This window comes from Oceanicaulis sp. UBA6590 (assembly GCF_002433705.1).
In the GTDB taxonomy this organism is placed as follows: Bacteria; Pseudomonadota; Alphaproteobacteria; order Caulobacterales; family Maricaulaceae; genus Oceanicaulis.
Window position 1 is genome coordinate 26,500 of record NZ_DJIQ01000068.1, and the last position, 19,333, is coordinate 45,832.

General features: G+C 63.1%; 21 protein-coding genes. 10 read left to right on the plus strand and 11 right to left on the minus strand.

What is annotated here, in order from left to right:
* Positions 1-17: 17 nt before the first annotated feature.
* The gene (folB, locus tag B2Z70_RS14915; RefSeq protein WP_009801099.1) at positions 18-431 is read right to left on the minus strand and encodes a dihydroneopterin aldolase; all 414 of its coding nucleotides are present in this window, start codon (positions 429-431) and stop codon (positions 18-20) included.
* 95 nt (positions 432-526) lie between these two features.
* On the opposite strand from folB, the gene B2Z70_RS14920 reads away from it, so the two are divergent.
* Positions 527-1,288 (plus strand): SDR family oxidoreductase, encoded by a 762-nt coding sequence (locus tag B2Z70_RS14920; RefSeq protein WP_292984350.1) that lies wholly within the window; start codon positions 527-529, stop codon positions 1,286-1,288.
* Between the two features lie 285 nt (positions 1,289-1,573).
* Here B2Z70_RS14920 and B2Z70_RS14925 read toward each other — a convergent pair whose 3' ends face one another.
* A complete protein-coding gene (locus B2Z70_RS14925; RefSeq protein ID WP_292984352.1) occupies positions 1,574-1,948 on the minus strand; it encodes a 6-carboxytetrahydropterin synthase in 375 nt (124 codons plus the stop codon).
* Between the two features lie 104 nt (positions 1,949-2,052).
* Between B2Z70_RS14925 and B2Z70_RS14930 the strand changes: the two genes are divergently transcribed.
* Positions 2,053-2,256, plus strand: a complete 204-nt coding sequence (locus tag B2Z70_RS14930; protein ID WP_009801096.1) for a hypothetical protein — start codon at positions 2,053-2,055, stop codon at positions 2,254-2,256.
* On the opposite strand, the gene B2Z70_RS14935 is transcribed toward B2Z70_RS14930, so the two are convergent.
* Positions 2,257-2,673, minus strand: a complete 417-nt coding sequence (locus tag B2Z70_RS14935) for a VOC family protein (RefSeq protein WP_009801095.1) — start codon at positions 2,671-2,673, stop codon at positions 2,257-2,259.
* Between the two features lie 62 nt (positions 2,674-2,735).
* Between B2Z70_RS14935 and B2Z70_RS14940 the strand changes: the two genes are divergently transcribed.
* The 7 genes from B2Z70_RS14940 to B2Z70_RS14970 all read left to right on the plus strand — a co-directional run bounded on the left by B2Z70_RS14940 (position 2,736) and on the right by B2Z70_RS14970 (position 9,247).
* Positions 2,736-4,052 carry a replication-associated recombination protein A gene (locus B2Z70_RS14940; protein ID WP_292984355.1) on the plus strand — a complete coding sequence of 439 codons (1,317 nt, stop codon included), beginning with the start codon at positions 2,736-2,738 and terminating at the stop codon, positions 4,050-4,052.
* A gap of 78 nt (positions 4,053-4,130) precedes the next feature.
* Entirely contained in the window at positions 4,131-4,517 is a 387-nt protein-coding gene (gene crcB / locus B2Z70_RS14945) for a fluoride efflux transporter CrcB (RefSeq protein WP_292984357.1), read from the plus strand.
* Positions 4,514-5,491 (plus strand): RluA family pseudouridine synthase, encoded by a 978-nt coding sequence (locus B2Z70_RS14950; RefSeq protein ID WP_292984359.1) that lies wholly within the window; start codon positions 4,514-4,516, stop codon positions 5,489-5,491. The genes crcB and B2Z70_RS14950 overlap by 4 nt, the downstream gene beginning before the upstream one ends.
* Positions 5,488-6,177, plus strand: a complete 690-nt coding sequence (locus tag B2Z70_RS14955) for an HAD-IA family hydrolase (protein ID WP_292984361.1) — start codon at positions 5,488-5,490, stop codon at positions 6,175-6,177. Before B2Z70_RS14950 ends, B2Z70_RS14955 begins: the two co-directional genes overlap by 4 nt.
* Positions 6,174-6,914 carry an ATP12 family chaperone protein gene (locus tag B2Z70_RS14960; RefSeq protein ID WP_292984363.1) on the plus strand — a complete coding sequence of 247 codons (741 nt, stop codon included), beginning with the start codon at positions 6,174-6,176 and terminating at the stop codon, positions 6,912-6,914. The genes B2Z70_RS14955 and B2Z70_RS14960 overlap by 4 nt, the downstream gene beginning before the upstream one ends.
* Before the next feature lie 231 nt (positions 6,915-7,145).
* Positions 7,146-8,678, plus strand: a complete 1,533-nt coding sequence (locus B2Z70_RS14965; RefSeq protein ID WP_292984365.1) for an acyl-CoA carboxylase subunit beta — start codon at positions 7,146-7,148, stop codon at positions 8,676-8,678.
* An 11-nt stretch (positions 8,679-8,689) separates the two neighbouring features.
* On the plus strand, positions 8,690-9,247 hold the full coding sequence (locus tag B2Z70_RS14970; RefSeq protein ID WP_292984367.1) for a hypothetical protein: 558 nt from the start codon (positions 8,690-8,692) through the stop codon (positions 9,245-9,247).
* Positions 9,248-9,750: 503 nt separating this feature from the next.
* On the opposite strand, the gene rnd is transcribed toward B2Z70_RS14970, so the two are convergent.
* From rnd to B2Z70_RS14995, 5 genes are all read right to left on the minus strand, one after another.
* A complete protein-coding gene (gene rnd / locus B2Z70_RS14975; protein ID WP_009801086.1) occupies positions 9,751-10,905 on the minus strand; it encodes a ribonuclease D in 1,155 nt (384 codons plus the stop codon).
* Between the two features lie 46 nt (positions 10,906-10,951).
* Positions 10,952-12,259: an MFS transporter gene (locus B2Z70_RS14980; RefSeq protein ID WP_292984369.1), complete on the minus strand. Its 1,308-nt coding sequence runs from the start codon at positions 12,257-12,259 to the stop codon at positions 10,952-10,954.
* Positions 12,256-12,969 (minus strand): lysophospholipid acyltransferase family protein, encoded by a 714-nt coding sequence (locus tag B2Z70_RS14985; RefSeq protein WP_292984371.1) that lies wholly within the window; start codon positions 12,967-12,969, stop codon positions 12,256-12,258. The genes B2Z70_RS14980 and B2Z70_RS14985 overlap by 4 nt, the downstream gene beginning before the upstream one ends.
* A 38-nt stretch (positions 12,970-13,007) precedes the next feature.
* Positions 13,008-13,622, minus strand: coding sequence for a TetR/AcrR family transcriptional regulator (locus B2Z70_RS14990; protein WP_292984373.1), 615 nt, complete (start codon positions 13,620-13,622; stop codon positions 13,008-13,010).
* 283 nt (positions 13,623-13,905) lie between these two features.
* The gene (locus B2Z70_RS14995; RefSeq protein WP_292984375.1) at positions 13,906-14,634 is read right to left on the minus strand and encodes a lysophospholipid acyltransferase family protein; all 729 of its coding nucleotides are present in this window, start codon (positions 14,632-14,634) and stop codon (positions 13,906-13,908) included.
* Positions 14,635-14,783: 149 nt separating this feature from the next.
* Between B2Z70_RS14995 and aspS the strand changes: the two genes are divergently transcribed.
* Positions 14,784-16,601, plus strand: coding sequence for an aspartate--tRNA ligase (aspS, locus tag B2Z70_RS15000; protein ID WP_009801081.1), 1,818 nt, complete (start codon positions 14,784-14,786; stop codon positions 16,599-16,601).
* A 61-nt stretch (positions 16,602-16,662) separates the two neighbouring features.
* On the opposite strand, the gene B2Z70_RS15005 is transcribed toward aspS, so the two are convergent.
* The 3 genes from B2Z70_RS15005 to B2Z70_RS15015 all read right to left on the minus strand — a co-directional run.
* Positions 16,663-18,108, minus strand: coding sequence for a pentapeptide repeat-containing protein (locus B2Z70_RS15005; RefSeq protein WP_292984379.1), 1,446 nt, complete (start codon positions 18,106-18,108; stop codon positions 16,663-16,665).
* A gap of 66 nt (positions 18,109-18,174) precedes the next feature.
* On the minus strand, positions 18,175-18,666 hold the full coding sequence (locus B2Z70_RS15010; protein WP_009801079.1) for a pentapeptide repeat-containing protein: 492 nt from the start codon (positions 18,664-18,666) through the stop codon (positions 18,175-18,177).
* 54 nt (positions 18,667-18,720) lie between these two features.
* The coding region (locus tag B2Z70_RS15015) for a TSCPD domain-containing protein (protein WP_518167580.1) at positions 18,721-19,333 on the minus strand (613 nt) is incomplete at its 5' end.

The following is a 19,333-nucleotide window of genomic DNA, read 5'->3' on the forward strand; positions in this document are numbered from 1 at the left end:
CGCGAAGTTCTGAGTCGTCAGCGCCAGCGGCTGAGGCTGACGCCCACGCTCTCGGCATCCTCGAGAGCGGTCAGCTTGTCGAGCGTCAGGTCAAGGCGTTTCACGCGTGGATCGGCGAACAGGGTGTCGGCGATTGTCTGGGCGAGGTCTTCCAGCAGATCATGATGCGCGGACCCCACGATCTGACGCACGGTCTCGGCCATGGCGGCGTAGTTCACCGCTTCCCCGAGGGCGCCATTGGGATGCGTGGCTTCAGGCGCGACCTCGGCGGTCAGGCTGATCTCCAAAGGCTGCTTGCGGCCGCGCTCTGAATCATAGACGCCCACTTCCGCCTCAAGGCGGAGGCGATTGACGCGCACGCTGACCCGCTCGCCTGCATAATCAGGACGGGCGTTCGCGGCGTTTTGTGCAGCCAGGGCGTCGAGTTTCATAAAGCGGCCTCTACATCCAGTCTTCAGGAGCGGTATAAGCCGGAATGGCCCGGCGCCAAACCGCTCTGGGCCGATAGAGTGCAGATAGGATTATCATGGGCGACCCTTCGAGCCAAAAACCTGCAGCGCTGGTCACCGGCGGCGCCAAGCGACTGGGCCGCGCCTTCATCGAGGCGCTGGCTGCGGACGGCCATGATGTGATCATCCATTACAACAGCTCGGCGGATGAGGCCGAGGCGCTGGTCAAAGAGATCAGAGGCGTGCGCGCCATCGCGCTGGGCGCCGATCTGTCAAAGCCGGAAGAGGCGGCAAGCCTGGTCGCACGCGCCAATCAAGCGCTGGGTCCCGTGGGCGTTCTGGTCAATTCCGCCTCGATCTTCGAGCAGGACCAGCTTGAGGATCTGGGCGCCGAGAGCTTTCACCGTCACATGACGGCGAACACGCTGGCGCCGGCGCTTCTGACAAAGGCGGTGGCCGGGCAAGGGCTTGAGCGCGCCAGCGTCGTGAATGTGCTTGATTACAAGCTCTTCAATCTCAATGCCGATTATTTCTCCTACACGCTCTCCAAGGCCGCATTGAAGACCATGACGGAGATGCTGGCGAAGTCGCTGGCGCCGAAAGTCCGGATCAACGCCATCGCGCCGGGCCTGACCCTGCCGAGCGCGCACCATTCCGAAGCCGAGTTCCAGCGCGTGCATGACGACAATCCGCTCAAGTGCGGCTCGACGCCGGAGGATCTGGTCGCGGCGCTGCGCTTCTTTGTGAATACGCCGTCAGTCTCTGGGCAGATTGTCTGCGTGGACGGAGGCCAGCATTTCGACCCCCGGCTCCGCCGGGATGTGTTCGAGGCGTTATGATTGGGGTCACGCCCGTGGGCGTGACGATCCTCGCTAAAGCTTCGGACGCGCGGTCGCGCTTGCGAACCCTGCGGGTTCGGTTTGCTGTTACGCTTCATCCTGAAGAGTGAGTGGGGACATTAAACCCTCTTTCCCGGCGTAGGCCGGGATCCAGAGATCGTCTGGCGCTGCGCATTCGGCTCTGGGCCCCTGCCTTCGCAGGGCAAGAGAAGTGTTTTAATGACAGGATGAATCCGCGTTAGCCGGACAAACGGTTCTCTGAGACCTTCACCGAGTATCGGAACGCTAACCCCGACGCACCACGGCCTTCTCGCCACAGCTCGGGCGGCGGATCTCGACAGCAGTCAGACCTGGCAGGGTTTTCTCGAGGCGCTCGAACACCCAATAGGCGATCGCTTCCAGAGACGGATGCTCCAGACCTTCCACATCATTGAGGAGGCGGTGGTCGAGCTGTTCGCGGATCTTGTTGATCTCGGCCTCGATTTCCCAGAAATCCTTGACCATGCCGCTTTCGGCCGCACGCGAACCGGTCAGCGTCACCGTGCCGGCGAAGGAATGCCCGTGCATCCGCGAAAACGGATGATCAGCGTCCTTGTGCTCGAAATGGTGCGCTGCGTCGAAGGTGAAGTCCTTCGAGATTTCCAGGTGCAGATCGGTCATGGTCAGGGTTTCATGCTCAAGCAAGGCGCGCCATATACAGGCAAAGCGTACAAAAGAGAACCGTTCCCGGCTGTTTGTCGCAGTCCGGGCCAGAGAGAGCCGATATGAGTGAAACGCCCGCCCGTCCCGCGTTGACGCCGAAAACCATCCTTCTCTGGGCTTTGCCCGTACTGGCGGGCATCCTCGTGCTGATCCTCAGCTACGCGCTCCACTGGGAGCCCTGGTTCGGCTTCGCCAGCATCATCGCCGGCGCGCTCCTGACCGTCATGCTGATCGGCAATCACTACAAGGTGGGGCCGGACGCCTGATCAGGCCTTGGCCTTCATCGTCACCAATGACCAGACATGGCCGTAAGGGTCGCGCACCTTGCCGTGCCGGCCGAAGAACTCCTCGGTGACATCCCGGATCGAGGTGCATCCGGCCTCGACCGCGCGTTGGTGCCAGGCGTCCGCGTCGTCCACCTGAAGACTGATCGTGAAGGTGGTGCGGTCGCCCAGCGTTGGCGGCGCCACATTGCCGGTCATGGCTTCGTGTTCGGGAAACTCGTCCGCCATGAAGATCACTCCGCCATTGATGCGCAGGGCGGCGTGGCCGAGCTTGCCTTCAAACTCATAGCGTTCAGCTTCTTCCGCGCCGAAGGCCTGTTCATAGAAGCTGATGGCTTCTATGCCATTGCGCACGCTCAGATAGGGCGTGACGGGGTTGGGTTTCGTCGTCTCACTCATCTCTGCGCTCCGCTGGTGTGAACATTTGCGAACACGGGTCAGCTTAGCCCATAGTCCGCGCCATGAGCGATCTGTTTTCCTCCGCCGGTCTTGAGACCGAAGCGCCACGCCCGCTGGCCGACCGTTTGCGCCCGCAAACGCTCGAGGATGTGGTGGGCCAGGACCATGTGCTGGGCCCGGATGGCCCGCTGGGGCGCATGCTCGCGCAGGGGCGCCTGTCCTCGTTGATCCTGTGGGGGCCGCCGGGCGTGGGCAAGACCACCATTGCGCGTCTCCTGGCTGAAAGGGCGGGGCTCGAGTTTGACGCTATCTCGGCGGTCTTCTCCGGCGTCGCCGATCTCAAGAAGGCGTTTGATCGCGCCCGCGCCCGTCGTCAGGCGGGGCGAGGCACGCTGCTGTTCGTGGACGAGATCCATCGCTTCAACCGCGCCCAGCAGGACGGCTTTCTGCCGGTCGCCGAGGAGGGGATCATCACCCTTGTGGGCGCCACCACGGAAAATCCCAGCTTCGAGCTCAACGCCGCGCTCCTGTCGCGCTGTCAGGTGATGGTGCTCAAGCGGCTCGACGCCGAAGCGCTGGAAAAACTGCTCAGGCGCGCCGAGGCCGAGGAGGGGACGACGCTGCCCCTGACCGAAGAGGCGCGCGAAGGCCTGATCGCCATGGCGGATGGCGATGGCCGCTACATGCTGAACCTCGCTGAAGAGCTGATCGCGCTGAAACCCGAGACGCCTCTGGACCTCAAGGACCTCTCCTCGGTGCTGCAAAAGCGCGCCCCGGTCTACGACAAGGACCGGGAGGAGCATTACAACCTCATCTCGGCGCTGCATAAGTCCGTGCGCGGCTCGGACCCGGATGCCGCGCTCTACTGGCTGGCGCGCATGCTGAGCGCGGGCGAGGACCCGCTCTATCTGGCGCGCCGCATCGTGCGCATGGCGAATGAGGAGATCGGCCTCGCCGACCCCGGCGCCGTGCACGCGGCCCTTGCGGCCAAGGATGTCTATGAGTTTCTGGGCAGTCCGGAAGGCGATCTGGCGCTGGCCCAGGCCGTGGTCCACATCGCGTGCGCGCCCAAATCAAACGCGGTCTACACCGCCTGGAAAGCCGCCCTGCGCACCGCCAAGGGAACGGGTTCCCTCATGCCGCCCGCCCATATCCTCAACGCCCCCACCAAGCTCATGAAAGAGGTGGGTTATGGCAAGGGCTATGAGTACGACCATGACGTGGAAGGCGGCGTCTCGGGCCAGAACTATTTCCCCACCGAAATGGGCAAGCCCCCCACCTTCTACGAGCCCAAACCCCAGGGCCGTGAAGCAGCCCTGCTGGAACGGCTGGAGCGGTTTCGCGCGGTGCGGGCGGAGCGGGCCAAGCGCGGAGAGTAGGTTTTCTCACCCTAGCGACCCATCCCCACCGCCTGATCCTCTTGCGCCATCGCGCTCACGCGCCTAACCCTCTCGCCCATGCAACATGTGCTTCTCATAGCGCTGGGCGGCGCGCTGGGCGCGGTGTCGCGGCACTTCGTCAATCAGGCGGGTCTCAGGCTCATCGGGCCGGAATGGCCGTACGGCACGTTCACGGTGAATGTGCTGGGCTGTCTGATGATGGGGCTGCTGGTGGGCTGGCTGGCCAGTGCGGGCCGTCCGGACGCCACCGAGCTGCGTTATGCGCTGGGCGTCGGGTTTCTGGGCGCGTTCACGACGATGAGCGCCTTCTCCCTGGATGTGCTGGTGATGGTGGAGCGCAAGACTTATGTGATGGCCGCGATCTATGCGGGCGGAACGCTGATGGCTTCTCTGGCCGCAGTGTTCGTCGGGCTGATCCTGGCGCGAAAGGTGTTTGCCGCATGAGCGGAGTACAGACGGTTGAAGTCACCCGCGATGAAGACGAGATGCGCGTCGATCGCTGGTTCAAGAAGCATTTCCCTCATGTCCGCCATGGCATGATCGAGAAATTGCTGCGCACCGGCCAGATTCGCGTGGATGGCGGCCGGGCCAAGGGCAATCAGCGCCTCAGCGCGGGCCAGTCCGTGCGCGTGCCGCCCATGCCCGACGCCGGCGAGCCGCGCGACCAGGGCTCGATCACCCGTCAGGATGCGCAGTTCGCGCGTTCGCTGGTGATCTATGAAGACAAGCAGATGATCGCGCTGAACAAGCCGCCGGGACTGGCGGTGCAGGGCGGCTCCAAGGTGACGATGCATCTGGATCATTTGCTGCAGGCCTTCGGCAAGGGTGATCAGAAGCCCAGGCTGGTGCATCGGCTCGACAAGGACACCTCCGGCGTTCTGGTGGTGGCCAAGACCGCCCAGAGCGCCAAGCGTCTGGCGCGCCTGTTCCAGACCCGTGACGTGAAGAAGACCTATTGGGCGATCTGCCTGGGGCTTCCGGCGCCGCGCGCGGGCGAGATCAAGGGCTTCATGAAGAAGTCCATGGAAGGCGATCGCGAGCTGATGGTCGGCGCCCGTCATGGCGAGGAGGGCGCCCAGCACGCGCTGACCCGCTATGCGGTGGCCGACAATGCCGGCGCGCGGGCATGCTGGGTCGTGCTGCGGCCCGAGACCGGGCGCACCCATCAGCTGCGCGTGCACATGCAGGCCATGGGGCATTCGATCTATGGCGACGGCAAATACACCTGCGATTATCCCGATCCCGAAGGCCTGTCGCGCAAGCTGCACCTGCATGCGCGCAAGATCGAGATTCCGCGCGAAGGCCAGAAACCGCTGGTGATCGAGGCGGACCTGCCCAAACACATGGCCGACAGCTTTGACGCGCTCGGGTTCAATCCGGGCGACAATCTGATGCTGGTCGAGGAGGCGCTCGAATGAGCGAACTCAAGCTCGCCGTCTTCGATATTGACGGCACGCTCGTTGACAGCCGCGAGGTGATCCACCGCGCCATGACCCGCGCCTTTGATCGCGCCGGTCTGGGCGAGATCTCCTATGACAAGGTGCGCATGATCGTCGGGCTGGAGCTGGGCGAGGCCGTGGCACAACTCGCCCCGGCCGACTATCCCGTCGAGCGCGTGCCCGAGCTGGCGAATTTCTACAAGCAGGCCTTTGTGGAGATGCGCGCCCAGGACGGGTTCTCAGAACCGCTCTATGCGGGCGCGAAAGAAACCGTTGAACGGCTCGCCGATGAAGGCTGGCTTCTGGGCGTGGCGACCGGCAAGGCGCGGCGCGGGCTCGACATCGTGTTCGAGCATCACGACCTGCACAGATACTTTCAGACCTTCCAGACCGTGGATGGCGGGGCGGGCAAGCCCGATCCGCGCATGGTGCTGGATGCGATGAAGGAAACCGGCGTCGACGCCCATCGCACCGTGATGATTGGCGACACCAGTTGGGATATGCGCATGGCGCGCGCGGCGCATACTCATGCGCTGGGCGTGAGCTGGGGCTTTCACACCCCTGAGGAGATCGCCGAGGGCGGCGCCCACTCCATCCATGATGAATTTGATTGTCTGAATGCGGCGCTCGACGCCTTTGCGGAAAACGGAGCCAGCGCGGCATGAGCATGTCCAAGGCGAAAGCCGAGAACCGGGAACTGCCCAAGCGGTTCTATAAGGAGGTCAGCACTCAGCCCGGCGAGGGCGGCTGGTCGATCCTGCTCGATGGTCGTCCGGTGAAGACCCCGGCCAAGCGCGCCCTGCACGTGCCGTCCGAAACGCTGGCGACGGCGCTCGCGGCGGAATGGGCGGCGCAGGAGACGGTGATCGACCCTTTCACCATGCCGATTACCCGCATCCTGCATGTGGCGCTCGACCGGATGGAAGCGGTGCGCGAAGGCGCAGCCGAGGAAGTGGCGAATTTCGGCCGCACTGACCTTCTGAGCCATCGCGCTGAGGAGTCCCAGCTCGCCGCCCGTCAGGCGGAACTGTGGGACCCGTATCTGGAGTGGGCGAAAACCGCGCTCGACGCGCCGCTCAACGCCGCTGCGACCGTGCTGGCTTTGGAACAGCCTGAAAGCTCCATCGCGGCGCTCAAGGCCCGCGCTCTGGCGCAGGATGATCTGCGTCTGACGGCTCTGGTCAGCGTCACGCCCATCCTTGGCTCGGCGATCCTGGCGTTCGCGCTGCTCGAAGGCGAGGCGGACGCCGAAGCCGTCTGGAAAGCGGCGCGCGTGGATGACGATTACCAGATCGAGCGCTGGGGCGAAGACGCCGAAGCCGCGCTCGCCGCCGCCAACCGCAAGCGCGACCTCATCGCCTGCGAGACCGTCATGCGGGCGCTGGATGAGGCGGGGCTTTAGCTCAGACGTTGAAACCCCGGCCAAGCGGAGCGACCAAACCCACTCACTTCTCTTCCCCCGCGCAGGCGGGGGCCCAGAGCCGAGAGCTCAACGTTTCATGACCTCTGGATCCCCGCCTACGCGGGGAAAGAGGATGAGGGAATTCAGCTCAGCACCACCCATGATTTGCGCCCACCGCCAGACCGGTGCTAGCTAGCTCACAACGAACAAAAAACTTGGGAGTGAAGGCTGATGAAAGCCGTCCTGGAACAGCTCGACGCGAAACGTGAAGCGGCCCGCATGGGCGGGGGCGAAGCCCGCATCAAGGCCCAGCATGAAAAGGGCAAGCTGAGCGCGCGCGAGCGTCTGGACGTGCTGCTGGACGAAGGCAGCTTTGAAGAGCTCGACATGTTTGTCGAGCATGATTGCACCGAATTCGGCATGGCCGACAAGAAGATCCCCGGCGATGGCGTGGTGACGGGCTCCGGCACGATCAATGGCCGTCTAGTCTACGTCTTTGCCAAGGATTTCACCGTGTTCGGCGGCTCGCTGTCCGCCGCCCACGCCCGCAAGATCTGCAAGGTGCAGGATGCGGCGCTGAAGAACGGCGCGCCGATCATCGGCCTGTTTGACGCCGGCGGCGCCCGCATCCAGGAAGGCGTGGACGCGCTGGGCGGCTATGCCGAGATCTTCCAGCGCAACACGCTGGCCTCGGGCGTGATCCCGCAGATCTCCGTCATCATGGGCCCGTGCGCGGGCGGCGATGTCTATTCGCCCGCCATCACCGACTTCATCTTCATGGTGAAGGACACCTCCTACATGTATGTGACGGGCCCGGACGTGGTGAAAACCGTCACAAACGAGGTCGTCACCCATGAAGAGCTGGGCGGCGCGTCCGTCCACGCCAGGAAATCCGGCGTCGCCGAGGGCGCGTTCGAGAACGATATCGAGGCGCTGGTCCAGGTGCGTCGCCTGATCGACTTCCTGCCGGCGTCCAACCGTGAAAAGCCGCCGCTCCGGGAGGTGTTCGACGCGCCCGACCGCGCCGAGCCGAGCCTTGATACGCTGGTGCCGCCGAACCCGAACAAGCCCTATGATATCAAGGAATTGATCGAAAAGGTGGCCGATGAGGGCGATTTCTATGAAATCGCGCCCGATTACGCGACCAATATCGTGGTGGGCTTTGGCCGTCTGGAAGGCCAGACCGTGGGCTTCGTCGCCAACCAGCCGCTCTCGCTCGCGGGCGTGCTCGACATTGACGCCTCCAAGAAGGCCGCGCGTTTCGTGCGTTTCTGCGACGCCTTTGAAATTCCGCTTATCACCTTTGTGGACGTGCCGGGCTTCCTGCCGGGCACCAAGCAGGAGTATGGCGGGCTGATCAAGCATGGCGCGAAGCTTCTGTTCGCCTATGCCGAAGCCACCGTCCCCAAGCTGACTGTCATCACGCGCAAGGCCTATGGCGGCGCCTATGACGTGATGGCGTCCAAGCATTTGCGCGGCGATATCAACTATGCCTGGCCGAGCGCGGAAATCGCGGTGATGGGCGCCAAGGGCGCGGCGGAAATCATCCACCGCAAGGATCTGGGTGATGAAGCCAAGATGGCCGAACACACCAAGGCCTATGAAGACCGCTTCGCGAACCCGTTCGTCGCGGCCTCACGCGGCTTCCTGGATGATGTGATCCAGCCGCACAACACCCGCTTCCGCCTGATCAAGGCCCTGCGCACCCTGCGCAACAAGGAACTCACCAATCCCTGGAAGAAGCACGACAATATTCCGCTCTAAAGCGTGTCGCAATGAAAGATGTTTTCTCTCCGAAGGCATTCAATAAGGAAGCTCAACTAGAGCTCTTTAAAACTCAAGATGATCTAGCCATTGTACTGAGGGCGCATTTTTTACTTGAGAAAATGTCTATCGCAAAGTTGACGGAAGTGCTGCCTGGTTTTGATGGGTTGTATGGTGATCGTTCTGATTTGGCGGTTGCAATTGCTTATTTTAGAGCTCTGGGTGCACCCGAACACATATGGAGACCTCTGAAATATTTGCAAAAAATGAGGAATAGTTTTTCTCACGGCAAATCAGAGCAAATATTAGACAGTGATTGCAAGGCGCTCAGGTCGCATATGAGACCGTATTGGGACTATCAGCTTGATGGAAAAATCATCATTCAAGAAAGTGGGATGTATATAGAATCTGGACCAAGTAATGCATCCGAAATTCCAGCCTCAATATTATTTAAAATAATGGTTTCTTTGATTCATCTCGATGTTTGTTGCTTGGGTTGCCGGATACAGATTCAGCACGATAATTTTTCTAATAGCCATGTATTTTCATGGTTTAATCAGATCGAGTAGTTGGTTTCGGCGCTCTGGCGTTAGCGACTTATCCTCCCCCACCCAAACCGCGCCTATCCTTTGCCTTTCCCCGGTTGAGAGGCGGATCGCGACCGCTGGTTTGGGACGGGGAGCGGCGGCGCAGGCCGTCGGTGAAGCCTTGAGTGTGACAGGGGTTCGCCAGCGTCGGGAAGGCCGGTTCGTGCTTACCCTTTGTCTTTAAGACACATTCCGAGCCGGTTTTCCCGCGTTCGCCCCCTCAGCCCATCGGGCATGAGGCGTTTTGGCGTGCGTGAACCCCACGGTCTCTTTCCCCGCGCAGGCGGGGATCCAGAGCCGGAAGTGTAGCGCTTGATGATCGCTGGGTCCCGGCCTTCGCCGGGAAAGAGGGGGGTATGAAAACCTGAAACCCCGGCCAAGCGGAACGCAGAGCCGGGGTCCCAAGCAGAATAAGGCGCATAGAGCGGAGGGAGGTCCCGGGTCTCGCTACGCTCGCCCGGGAATTCAAAGCGTTTGAAAGCCCGCTATTCGAGCTCGACCGCTTCGACCTTGCCGTTTTCCAGGACCAGCGCCAGCTCGCCGCGTTTGAGGCGCAGGGCTTCGGCGCCGAACACGTCCCGACGCCAGCCCTTGAGGGCGGGGATGTCGGCATTGTCGTCGGCGGCGAGTTTTTCCAGATCGGGCACGGTGGCGATCAGGCGGCTGGCGACGCCTTCCTGGTCGGACACGACCTTGAGGAAGACTTTCAGCATTTCGATGATCGGGCCCAGATTGGGCGGGCTCGCTTCGGGCTTGTCCACCTTGGGGGCATAGGCCTTGGGGTCCGCCAGCGCTTCGGTCATCAGCGCGATCAGGCGCTCGGCCGGCTTTGAGCGTTCAAAGCCCTTGGGCACCGCGCGCAGGCCCTTGAGATCATCGAGCGAGGTCGGCGCGGCGTGGGCCAGCTCATACAGGCCATCATCCTTGATGATGCGCGAGCGGGGAATGTCGCGGGTCTGCGCTTCGGTCTCGCGCCACAGCGCGGCGGCCTTCAGGCCCGCCAGCCATTTTGCCGTGGTCTTGCGCAGCTTCAGACGCTTCCAGGCGTCTTCAGGGTGCATTTCATAGGTGGCCGGGTCGGTGAGGGTCTTCATCTCCTCGGCCAGCCAGGCCTCGCGGCCCACCTTGGCGAGCTTCTCGCGCAGGATCGGGAACAGGTCGCGCAGATGGGTCACATCGGCGAGCGCGTATTCCTTCTGCTTGTCCGACAGCGGGCGGCGCGACCAGTCGGTGAAGCGCGACCCCTTGTCGAGGTTCACCTTCACCAGCGCGCGCACCAGATTGTCGTAGGAGATCGAGTCGCCCAGCCCCACGGCCATGGCCGCGATCTGGCTGTCAAAGAGCGGTTTGGGGATGATGCCGCCGCCTTCGTGGAAGAAGATCTCCAGATCCTGCCGGCAGGCATGGAAGACCTTGATGACGTTCTGATCGGTCAGAAGATCATAGAAGGGTTGAAGGTCGAGGCCTTCGGCCAGAGGGTCGATCAGCACTTCTGTGTCATCGCCTGCGGCCTGAATCAGGCACAGCTGCGGCCAGAAGGTGCTTTCGCGCATAAACTCTGTGTCTACGGCGACATATTCAGCCTGGCGCAGCTTGGCGCACGCCTGGGCGAGGGACTCAGTATCGGCGATCCATTCCATAGCGTGCTCGATTATACCGAACTTCGCCCTTTGGCGAGCCTTCTGCTCACTGAGCGCTTTTTCGCCGCGCCAGCATGCGCCAGATGATGAAAAGCGCGGCCCCCAAAGAGCCCAGAGCGACAAATCCATAAGCGGCCTGCAAGGGCAGGGCGCTGGCCCCGATCACAAGCAGCACTAGCGGGCCCAGAGTGCCGCCCAGCCCGTTGAGCACGCCGGACGCCGCCAGAAGGCGCCCGCGCATCTCTTCCTTCGCGCGACGTTGCGCCATGGCTTGCAAGGGCACCAGGAACAGTCCGCCGCCAACCGCCGAGGCCGCAAGATCAAACAGGATCCGCCAGTTCGCGCGGTCCATCAGGAAGGCGTCGGCGCTGATCAACGCCTCGCCGGGCGCGCGACCGAGCGTGTAGAGCGCAATATCGGTCGGAAAGACGGTCAGCATGATCGCGCCAATGAGCGAAAAACGCAGGGCGTCGCCGGATTTGGCCAGTGACCCGCAGATCACTGCGCCCAGAGCCGCGCCAATGGTGAAGATCAGCTGGAAGACGGCAACCACGCCTTCATCCGCGCCCAGAACGTCACGCGTGAAGAGCGGCAGCACGGTGATGACCGCCGCGGCCAGCATCCAGAACCACGCCACGCCCAGCAAGGGCCGCAGCACGTCCGGCGCCCGGAACGCAAAGCCCAGCATGCGCGGGGTTTCCCAGACCACGCCCAGAACGCCCCAGCGGACCTTGAGATCCGGATTGCCGCCCGGGGCCGGGGTTTGCTGGCGCATGGCGATCCAGCCCAGCACGGCCATCACCACCAGAAGCGCGCTGATCAGGGGCACGCCCCAGTCCGGCGCGATCAGCAGCGTGCCGCCAATGGCGCCCACAAGGATGGCGACATTGATGGCGCCCGAGAGCGCGGCATTGGCGGGGACGAGCTCTTCCGGCGCCATCAGAGAGGGCAGCGCGGAATTGCGCGCGGGCAGGAAGAAGGTCGATTGCACGCCCATCAGGAAGAGCGTGACGAGGAGCGCCAGCGGCAGCTGGAACACGAATCCGATGGCGGCGAGGATCATCAGGATGATCTCGGCGAACTTGGCGATGCGCATGATCTTCGTGCGGTCAAACCGGTCCGCCACCTGACCCGCAATGGCGGAGAAGGCGAAGATCGGAACGGTGAAGGCGGTGGCCGCCAAAGGCACCATGATCTGATTGTCGAGGCCGAACACCGTCCAGCCCTGATAGGTCGCCAGCGCCACCAGCGCATAGCGGAACAGGTTGTCGTTGAAGGCGCCCAGGGTCTGGGCGACCCAGAGCGGCAGGAAGCGGCGCTGGGTCATCAGCGCAGAGACGATCTTCAGGCTCATTTCAGCCCCTCCTTCACCAGCGCGTCGGTGCGCGCTTCGATCACGGCTTCCAGCCGTTCCATGAATGCATCCTTCTCAAGGCCGGGTTCGATCGGGTCGAGAAACTCCACGACAGCGCGGCCCGGGGTTTTGCGGAAGGATTGCTGGTCCCAGGCGAGGCCCAGATTGGTGGCCACCGGAACGCAAGGCCGGTTGAGATCAGCGTATAGGTGCCAGACGCCCTTGCGATAGGCATGTTTCTCGCCCGGCGCGGCCAGATGGCCCTCGGGATAGATCAGAACGTCACGGCCTTCGCGGCGCAGCACGTCCAGACCCTCATTCATCCGGGCGCGGGCCTCATCGCCCCCGCCATTGGAGAGGACTATCGCGCCGAGCTTTTTCAGGATGCGGCCCACCAGCGGGAAGCGATAAAGGTGATCGCCCGCCACAAAGGACAGATTGGCGAGTTCGGAGATCATCACGAAGCCATCGCCCCAGCTCTGGTGCTTGGCGGCGATGACGGCGGGCTGGCGCGGCAGGCGGTCCCGGCCGCGCACCTCGATGCTGACGCCCGCGATGAAATAGAGCGCGACCCGCTGGGCCGAGCCGTACATCTGGATTCCATAGGCGAGGGGCTTGCGGCCTGGGATAAGCGCCAGCAGCGAGCAGACCAGCGCAAAGATCACGGTGATCAGCCAGTAGGCGACGAAATAGGCGGCGGAGCGGATCATGGGAATCCTCCTGTAGCCGTCGTGAAAAGGGGAGTGGATCAGGCTGCCTTGAGGGCGGCGAGCGCAGCGCGGGCCAGCTCGGCCTTGCGCACGGTCATCAAGCCGTGCAGCCGTCCAGCCATGCGGTGAGCGGCGGGCTGGAGCACCACGCCGAGCGCGGCGGCGGTCTTCAGCTCCGGATCGCCGGGCGGACAGTCGCCAGCCTCGATGCCCCGCGCGACGGCCTCTGCGATGAGGCGGACCGGGTCGGGGCGGCCTTCGCGGTCTGTGCGGCCAAAGCGGAACATGTGGATGAGGTGGTATTCAAACAGCGCCGGGTCTTCGTCCGCCGCCTCGCAATAAACCTCCACAACGCGGGTCACGGCGTCCTCAAACCCGTCCGCGTCTTCCAGCGCGGTTTCAACGAGATCGAACAGGCGTGAGTGGATGGCCTCGAACAGGGCCTCGGCCAGCACTTCCTTGCTCTTGAAGTGACGGTAGATCGAGCCTTCCGCCACTTGAGCGGCGCCGGCGATCTCGCGGGTGGAGACCGCGTCGACGCCGTTTTGTGAGAACAGCACCAGCGCCGCGCGTTCGATCCGCGCCTTGGCGGTGCCGTCCACGGCCGTCACGCCGCGCGGGTCAGGGGCGTCCGGAAGTGCGTCATTCGCCATTGTCATCTCCAGTTCTCTCAGCCCTGTCTGGGAGGGCGCTCGTATATCGAGTGAGCGTTCACTCACCGCGCCGCCAATCTGCCTTTCAAAATCGGGGCTGTCAATACTGAGTGAGTGTTCACTCGCTCTTGTGCTCTCGTTTCGCAAACTCCCGGGCGAAACATGGTCGTAGACGGACCATCTCAGGTGGACCATGGGAGGCGAAGGGTTCTGAAGGTGAAGATGATCCAGGGGAAACCCGGTCTCTGGCGCGGCATCGGTGAGGGGGATGAAACTCGCCGGGTCAGGCGATGTGTGATCTCGACGCCAGGGCTTCCGCCTCCAGCTCCCGCGTACGGACTTCCACACGCGTCTGAAGCTCTGTCATGAAACTGCGGCTGTCTGTATCTGCGCTCATAGCAGGCAGGAATTCGATCACGGCCGTGCCCGGATAGAGCACCGGCTCCTGTTCTGGCCAGAAACAGCCCAGATTGGTGGCGACGGGGATGACCGGACGATCCAGAGTCTGGGCCAGACGGTGTACGCCCTTGCGGAAGCGGCGTCCGCCGCCGACGGGCGTCAGGCCGCCTTCGGGAAAGATCAGGGCCGAGCGGCTGTCTCGCGCCAGACGCGCCACGCCTTCATCCAGCGCGCCATTGGCGCGCCGGCCGGCGTCATTGTCCACCACCACCGCTTCGGCGCGTTGCAGATACAGCCCCACCAGCGGGAAGCGCAGCATATGGTCGCCGATGACGTAGGCGAGGGCGGGGTCACGCGCGAGATGACACAGGCCGTCGCCATAGGATTGGTGCTTGGCGGCGAGGATGACGGGCTGATCCTTCGGAATATGCTCAAGGCCGCGATACTCGACCCTGACGCCGCAGAGTTGCAGCCAGCGCCGGAAGAGTTTGGCGAACGCGTCGATGGCGAATGTCGCAGGTCTCGGGCCCGGCCATAAAAGAAGCGGTGAGCACAGAATCGCCAGCGTTCCCGCCAGCGCCCAGAAGCCGGTATGGAAGATCTTGGCGCGCATGGAGGCAAATTCGTTGTGTTCGCTCCGCCTCACAAGCGCTCAGTGTGCAGCGCTTTGCGCTTAACTCTGTTGCATGGCTTGACAGAAAGGCCGCAAACGTTCCTTTTCCAACCGCTTCTCGACCGCCCAATTGAAACGGACGAATTTCCATGCACGCCTATCGCACTCATACCTGCGGACAGCTGCGCAAAGCCCAAATGGGCGAAACCGCGCGTCTTTCCGGCTGGATCCACCGTAAACGCGACCATGGCGGTCTGCTGTTCGTGGACCTGCGCGACCATTACGGTCTGACCCAATGCGTGCTGGAGCCTGATAATCCCAATTTCGCGACCCTCGAGCGCATGCGCGCAGAGAGTGTGGTCACCGTGACCGGCAAGGTCGTGGCGCGCACCGAGGACACCATCAACCCGAACCTGCCCACGGGCGAGATCGAGCTGCTGGTGGAAGACCTTGTGGTCCAGTCCGCCGCCGAGGAGCTGCCGCTGCCGGTGTTCGGCGAGCCGGACTGGTCCGAGGAAGTGCGCCTGAAGCACCGCTATATCGACCTGCGCCGTGAGAGCCTGCACAAGCGCATCGTGCTGCGTTCGAAGATCATCGACTCTCTGCGCCGCCGCATGGTCGATGAAGGTTTCACCGAATACCAGACCCCGATCCTGACGGCGTCCTCGCCCGAAGGCGCGCGCGACTTCCTGGTGCCGTCCCGTCTGCATCCGGGCCATTTCTACGCGCTGCCCCAGGCGCCGCAGCAGTTCAAGCAGCTGATCATGGTGTCCGGCTTTGACCGCTACTTCCAGATCGCGCCCTGCTTCCGTGACGAAGACGCCCGCGCCGACCGGGCGCCGGGTGAATTCTACCAGCTCGATATGGAAATGAGCTTTGTCACCCAGGACGAAGTGTTCGGCGTGATCGAGCCGGTTCTGGCGGGCGTGTTCAACGAATTCGCCGATGGCCGTGAAGTGCCTGAGGGCGCGTTCCCGCGCATCCCGTACGCCGAAGCCATGCGCAAATACGGCTCGGACAAGCCAGATCTGCGCAACCCGATCGAGATGGAAGCCGTCACCGAGCATTTCGCCGGTTCGGGCTTCAAGGTCTTTGCGGGCATGATCGAGAAGAACCCGAAAGTGGAAGTCTGGGCGATCCCGGCTCCCAAGGGCGGCAGCCGCGCCTTCTGCGACCGGATGAATTCCTGGGCGCAGAAAGAGGGTCAGCCGGGTCTGGGTTACATCTTCTGGCGTGAAGAGAACGGCGCGCTGGAAGGCGCGGGCCCGATCGCCAAGAATATCGGCCCCGAACGCACCGATGCGATCCGCACCCAGCTGGGCCTTGAGGCTGGCGACGCGGTCTTCTTCGCGGCGGGCGAGCCGTCCGCCTTCGCCAGCTTCGCCGGCAAGGCGCGCGACGTGGTCGGCCGTGAGCTTGATCTGTTTGAGAAGAACGTCTTCCGCTTCTGCTGGATCGTCGATTTCCCCATGTATGAATGGGATGACGAGAACAAGAAGGTGGAGTTCTCCCACAACCCGTTCTCCATGCCGCAGATGGATCCCGAAGCGTTCATGGCGCTCAGCAAGGACGACCATGAGACGCTTCTGGGCCTGAAAGCCTGGCAGTACGACATCGTCTGCAACGGTATCGAGCTGTCCTCGGGCGCCATCCGGAACCACCGTCCGGACGTCATGCTGAAAGCCTTCGAGTTCGCCGGCTATGGCGCGGATGTAGTCGAAGAAGCCTTTGGCGGCATGCTCAACGCTTTCCGCTATGGCGCCCCGCCGCACGGCGGCATCGCGCCGGGCGTGGACCGTATCGTGATGATGCTGGCCGATCAGGAGAATCTGCGCGAAGTCGTGATGTTCCCGAAAGACCAGCAGGCCCGCGACCTGATGATGAACGCGCCGGCGCCGGCCGAGATGCGTCAGCTGCGCGAACTGCACCTGCGCACCGTGGTCCCCGAAGCCAAAAAAGAAGGCTAGGGGCCAGGCGTCAGCCAGACATGAAAACGGCGGGTCATCGCCCCGCCGTTTTTTTATGGGTTCAGCGTTCTTCCTGGGGAGGTTGTGGCGGTCGCGGCGGCTGGGGCCGTTGGTCGCGGTCTTCCTGGCGCTGACGGCGCTCCTCGGCCCGCTGGGCGGCCTCCTGCTGGCGACGCGCCCGCTCGGCCTCCTGTTCGGCCCGACGAGCCTCGATCCGCTCCAGCTCCGCCTGCATGCGCGGGGTCGGTTGCTTGGGCGGAAAAACCGGGGCGGCAGCGGGATCGGACGGCGTCTCCAGGACAGGTTTCGGGGCAGGGCCCGCCTGTTCGAGAATCGTGCGGATGTGATCGCCCAGCTCCGTCGGATGAATGTCGAACTCCCAGCTCACATCCTGCAGATCGCCATTCGCCTGGGCTTCAGCGAGGGCGCGCGCAGCAACGCGCAGGGAGTCGCGAACGACTTCGGCTGTGGCCTGTTCGATCGCCAGTTCGACGCTGTCCTGACTTTCGGATTCGTTGATGCGGACGGTGATGTCCTGAGCGGCGCTGCGCAATTCGGCGACGGCCTGACGCAGGGCCAGAGTCATTTCGCGCTCGCGCATGCGATTGGTGAGACCGTTTTCGGCCAGCGCGGCTTCAAGTTCGGCGCTGACACGTTCCAGCTCGTCGCGCTGGGTTTCAAGGCTTGGCGAAGGGACAGCGGCCACAGCCTCAGACGATCGGCGCAGCGTGAAGACCAGCGCGCCATCTTCCGAGCAGCGCGTCAGCGTATAGTCGAAGGGCAGACGGGTGTTCTCATCGCCGCAAACATGCTGGAAACTCTCCGCGGTCAGACCGCTCGCATCGCGCAGATCCGTCGATGACAGATTGACCGCTATGAAACGCGCATTCGAGAATTCGGTGTCGCGCAGGTCTGCATAGCTGAGGTCGGTGTTCTCGAAAATCACGTTCTGGAACAGGCCGCCGCGGGCGTCCACGCCGCGCAGCCGGGTTCCGAAAAAGTGCGCCCGGGTCAGATTGGCGTCGCGCAGATTGGCGTGACTGAAATCGGCTTGCCGGAACACGGAGTAAGGCAGGTTGGCTTCGCGCAGATTGGCGGCGGTCAGGTCAGACAACAGGAAGACGCTGCCCTGAAGGTCGGAATCCTGAAGATCCGAACTGCGCAGGCTGACCTGATGAGCGCGCAGGCGCTGCAATTGCGCATCCTGCAGATTGGCGCCGTCGAGCGTGACATTGGACAGACGGGCCTCGGTCAAGGTGGCGTCCATGAAGTCCGCGCCCGTCAGGTTCAGGTCCACCAGCTGGGCGCCCAGCATCTGAGCATCGGAAAAATTGGAGCCGGACAGGTCGCCACCCACGATCTGGGCGCCGGCCAAGTTGCCGTCTGCGAATACGCAGGACCGACAGTCACCGCCAATGTAGAGACGGCGATGCGGTTCGCCGGCTTGTCCGGGGGCGGACAATACCGTGCTGAGCGCCAGAGCCAGTATGACGGTGCGATAATGCATGATTTAGATGTAGTCCGCTTGCCGTCAGGGAGCGACTTAATTCGTAGTAAGTTGCAGTGAACCCGTTTAGCGGCAAGGTGAAATCGACAGCCCTGCCGGTAATTGCGTGCTTTCGTCGCCGCACGCGCGGTCGAGTTGTGACTGGGTCAGTCCGCGCGTCGCAGCCATCTCGGCGCCCGACAGATTCGCGCCGTCCAGACGCGCGCCCGTCAGGTCCGCGCCGCCAAAATAGGCGCCGACCGCGGTCACCCGGCTCATATCGGCGTAGGCGAAGCTCGCTGCGGTGAAGCGGGCGCCGAACAGGTTGGCGATCGACAGATTGGTGCGGGTGAAATTCGCCCGGTTCATTGTGGCCAGGCTGAGATCGGCCTGACGCAGACGCGCTCCGGACACATCCACGTCCGGAAGGTCGAGATAGCTCAGATCCGCCTGGAACAGGTTGCAGCCCGGACAGGACTGGCCGGCTTGAACGCGCGCTATCTCGCTGGCGTTCTGGGCGAAAGCCGGGCTGGCGACGCTCAGCGCGAGACCCAGAAGGACCGAAATCTGTTTCATCATGGCGCATACCCTGTCAGTTACCGGTCCGGGTCTCGCAAGTTTCAGGCCTGCCCCCTAGACCTTTCCGGCCCAGCCGCACGCATCGCACCCCAACAGACCTGCGTTTTCAATCACGGTGAAATGTCCGCATTCCGGGCAGGGGTCGCCATGATAGTTGACGATATGGTCTTCCAGCCGCTCCACATGGGCGCCGCCGGATGATCCGCCGCCAGATTTGGGTTTGGGATCAAATTCGAACCCGCTGCCTTCTGCAGCGTCCTCAGACTTTCCCGGCTTGGGGCGGCTCCCCAGCATGACCACATTGTCGGGCAGCTGACCTCGGGAGAAGCCCTTGGAGATCAGGCTCGCAGGATCGGCCTCTCGCACCAGCTTCTCCTGTTCGACGCCTTTGCCCAGCCCGCCGGGATCGTAATTGTGCGGATCGGTCTGGGCGAGGTCTTCACGGCCCAGATAACTCACCGCCAGTTCGCGGAAGATGTAATCGAGGATCGAGCTGGCGTGCTTGATGGAGTCGTTGCCGTCCACATCGCCAGCAGGTTCGAAGCGGGTGAACAGATAGGCGTCCACATATTCTTCAAGCGGCACGCCGTATTGCAGGCCGATGGAAATGGAGATGGCGAAATTGTTCATCAGCGAGCGGAAGGCGGCGCCTTCCTTGTGCATGTCG

Excerpts from the sequence above, each read along its gene's own strand:
- folB (WP_009801099.1), bottom strand. The coding sequence starts at position 431 with ATGAAACTCGACGCCCTGGCTGCACAAAACGCCGCGAACGCCCGTCCT.
- B2Z70_RS14920 (WP_292984350.1), top strand. The coding sequence starts at position 527 with ATGGGCGACCCTTCGAGCCAAAAACCTGCAGCGCTGGTCACCGGCGGC.
- B2Z70_RS14925 (WP_292984352.1), bottom strand. The coding sequence starts at position 1,948 with ATGACCGATCTGCACCTGGAAATCTCGAAGGACTTCACCTTCGACGCA.
- B2Z70_RS14930 (WP_009801096.1), top strand. The coding sequence starts at position 2,053 with ATGAGTGAAACGCCCGCCCGTCCCGCGTTGACGCCGAAAACCATCCTT.
- B2Z70_RS14935 (WP_009801095.1), bottom strand. The coding sequence starts at position 2,673 with ATGAGTGAGACGACGAAACCCAACCCCGTCACGCCCTATCTGAGCGTG.
- B2Z70_RS14940 (WP_292984355.1), top strand. The coding sequence starts at position 2,736 with ATGAGCGATCTGTTTTCCTCCGCCGGTCTTGAGACCGAAGCGCCACGC.
- crcB (WP_292984357.1), top strand. The coding sequence starts at position 4,131 with ATGCAACATGTGCTTCTCATAGCGCTGGGCGGCGCGCTGGGCGCGGTG.
- B2Z70_RS14950 (WP_292984359.1), top strand. The coding sequence starts at position 4,514 with ATGAGCGGAGTACAGACGGTTGAAGTCACCCGCGATGAAGACGAGATG.
- B2Z70_RS14955 (WP_292984361.1), top strand. The coding sequence starts at position 5,488 with ATGAGCGAACTCAAGCTCGCCGTCTTCGATATTGACGGCACGCTCGTT.
- B2Z70_RS14960 (WP_292984363.1), top strand. The coding sequence starts at position 6,174 with ATGAGCATGTCCAAGGCGAAAGCCGAGAACCGGGAACTGCCCAAGCGG.
- B2Z70_RS14965 (WP_292984365.1), top strand. The coding sequence starts at position 7,146 with ATGAAAGCCGTCCTGGAACAGCTCGACGCGAAACGTGAAGCGGCCCGC.
- B2Z70_RS14970 (WP_292984367.1), top strand. The coding sequence starts at position 8,690 with ATGAAAGATGTTTTCTCTCCGAAGGCATTCAATAAGGAAGCTCAACTA.
- rnd (WP_009801086.1), bottom strand. The coding sequence starts at position 10,905 with ATGGAATGGATCGCCGATACTGAGTCCCTCGCCCAGGCGTGCGCCAAG.
- B2Z70_RS14980 (WP_292984369.1), bottom strand. The coding sequence starts at position 12,259 with ATGAGCCTGAAGATCGTCTCTGCGCTGATGACCCAGCGCCGCTTCCTG.
- B2Z70_RS14985 (WP_292984371.1), bottom strand. The coding sequence starts at position 12,969 with ATGATCCGCTCCGCCGCCTATTTCGTCGCCTACTGGCTGATCACCGTG.
- B2Z70_RS14990 (WP_292984373.1), bottom strand. The coding sequence starts at position 13,622 with ATGGCGAATGACGCACTTCCGGACGCCCCTGACCCGCGCGGCGTGACG.
- B2Z70_RS14995 (WP_292984375.1), bottom strand. The coding sequence starts at position 14,634 with ATGCGCGCCAAGATCTTCCATACCGGCTTCTGGGCGCTGGCGGGAACG.
- aspS (WP_009801081.1), top strand. The coding sequence starts at position 14,784 with ATGCACGCCTATCGCACTCATACCTGCGGACAGCTGCGCAAAGCCCAA.
- B2Z70_RS15005 (WP_292984379.1), bottom strand. The coding sequence starts at position 18,108 with ATGCATTATCGCACCGTCATACTGGCTCTGGCGCTCAGCACGGTATTG.
- B2Z70_RS15010 (WP_009801079.1), bottom strand. The coding sequence starts at position 18,666 with ATGATGAAACAGATTTCGGTCCTTCTGGGTCTCGCGCTGAGCGTCGCC.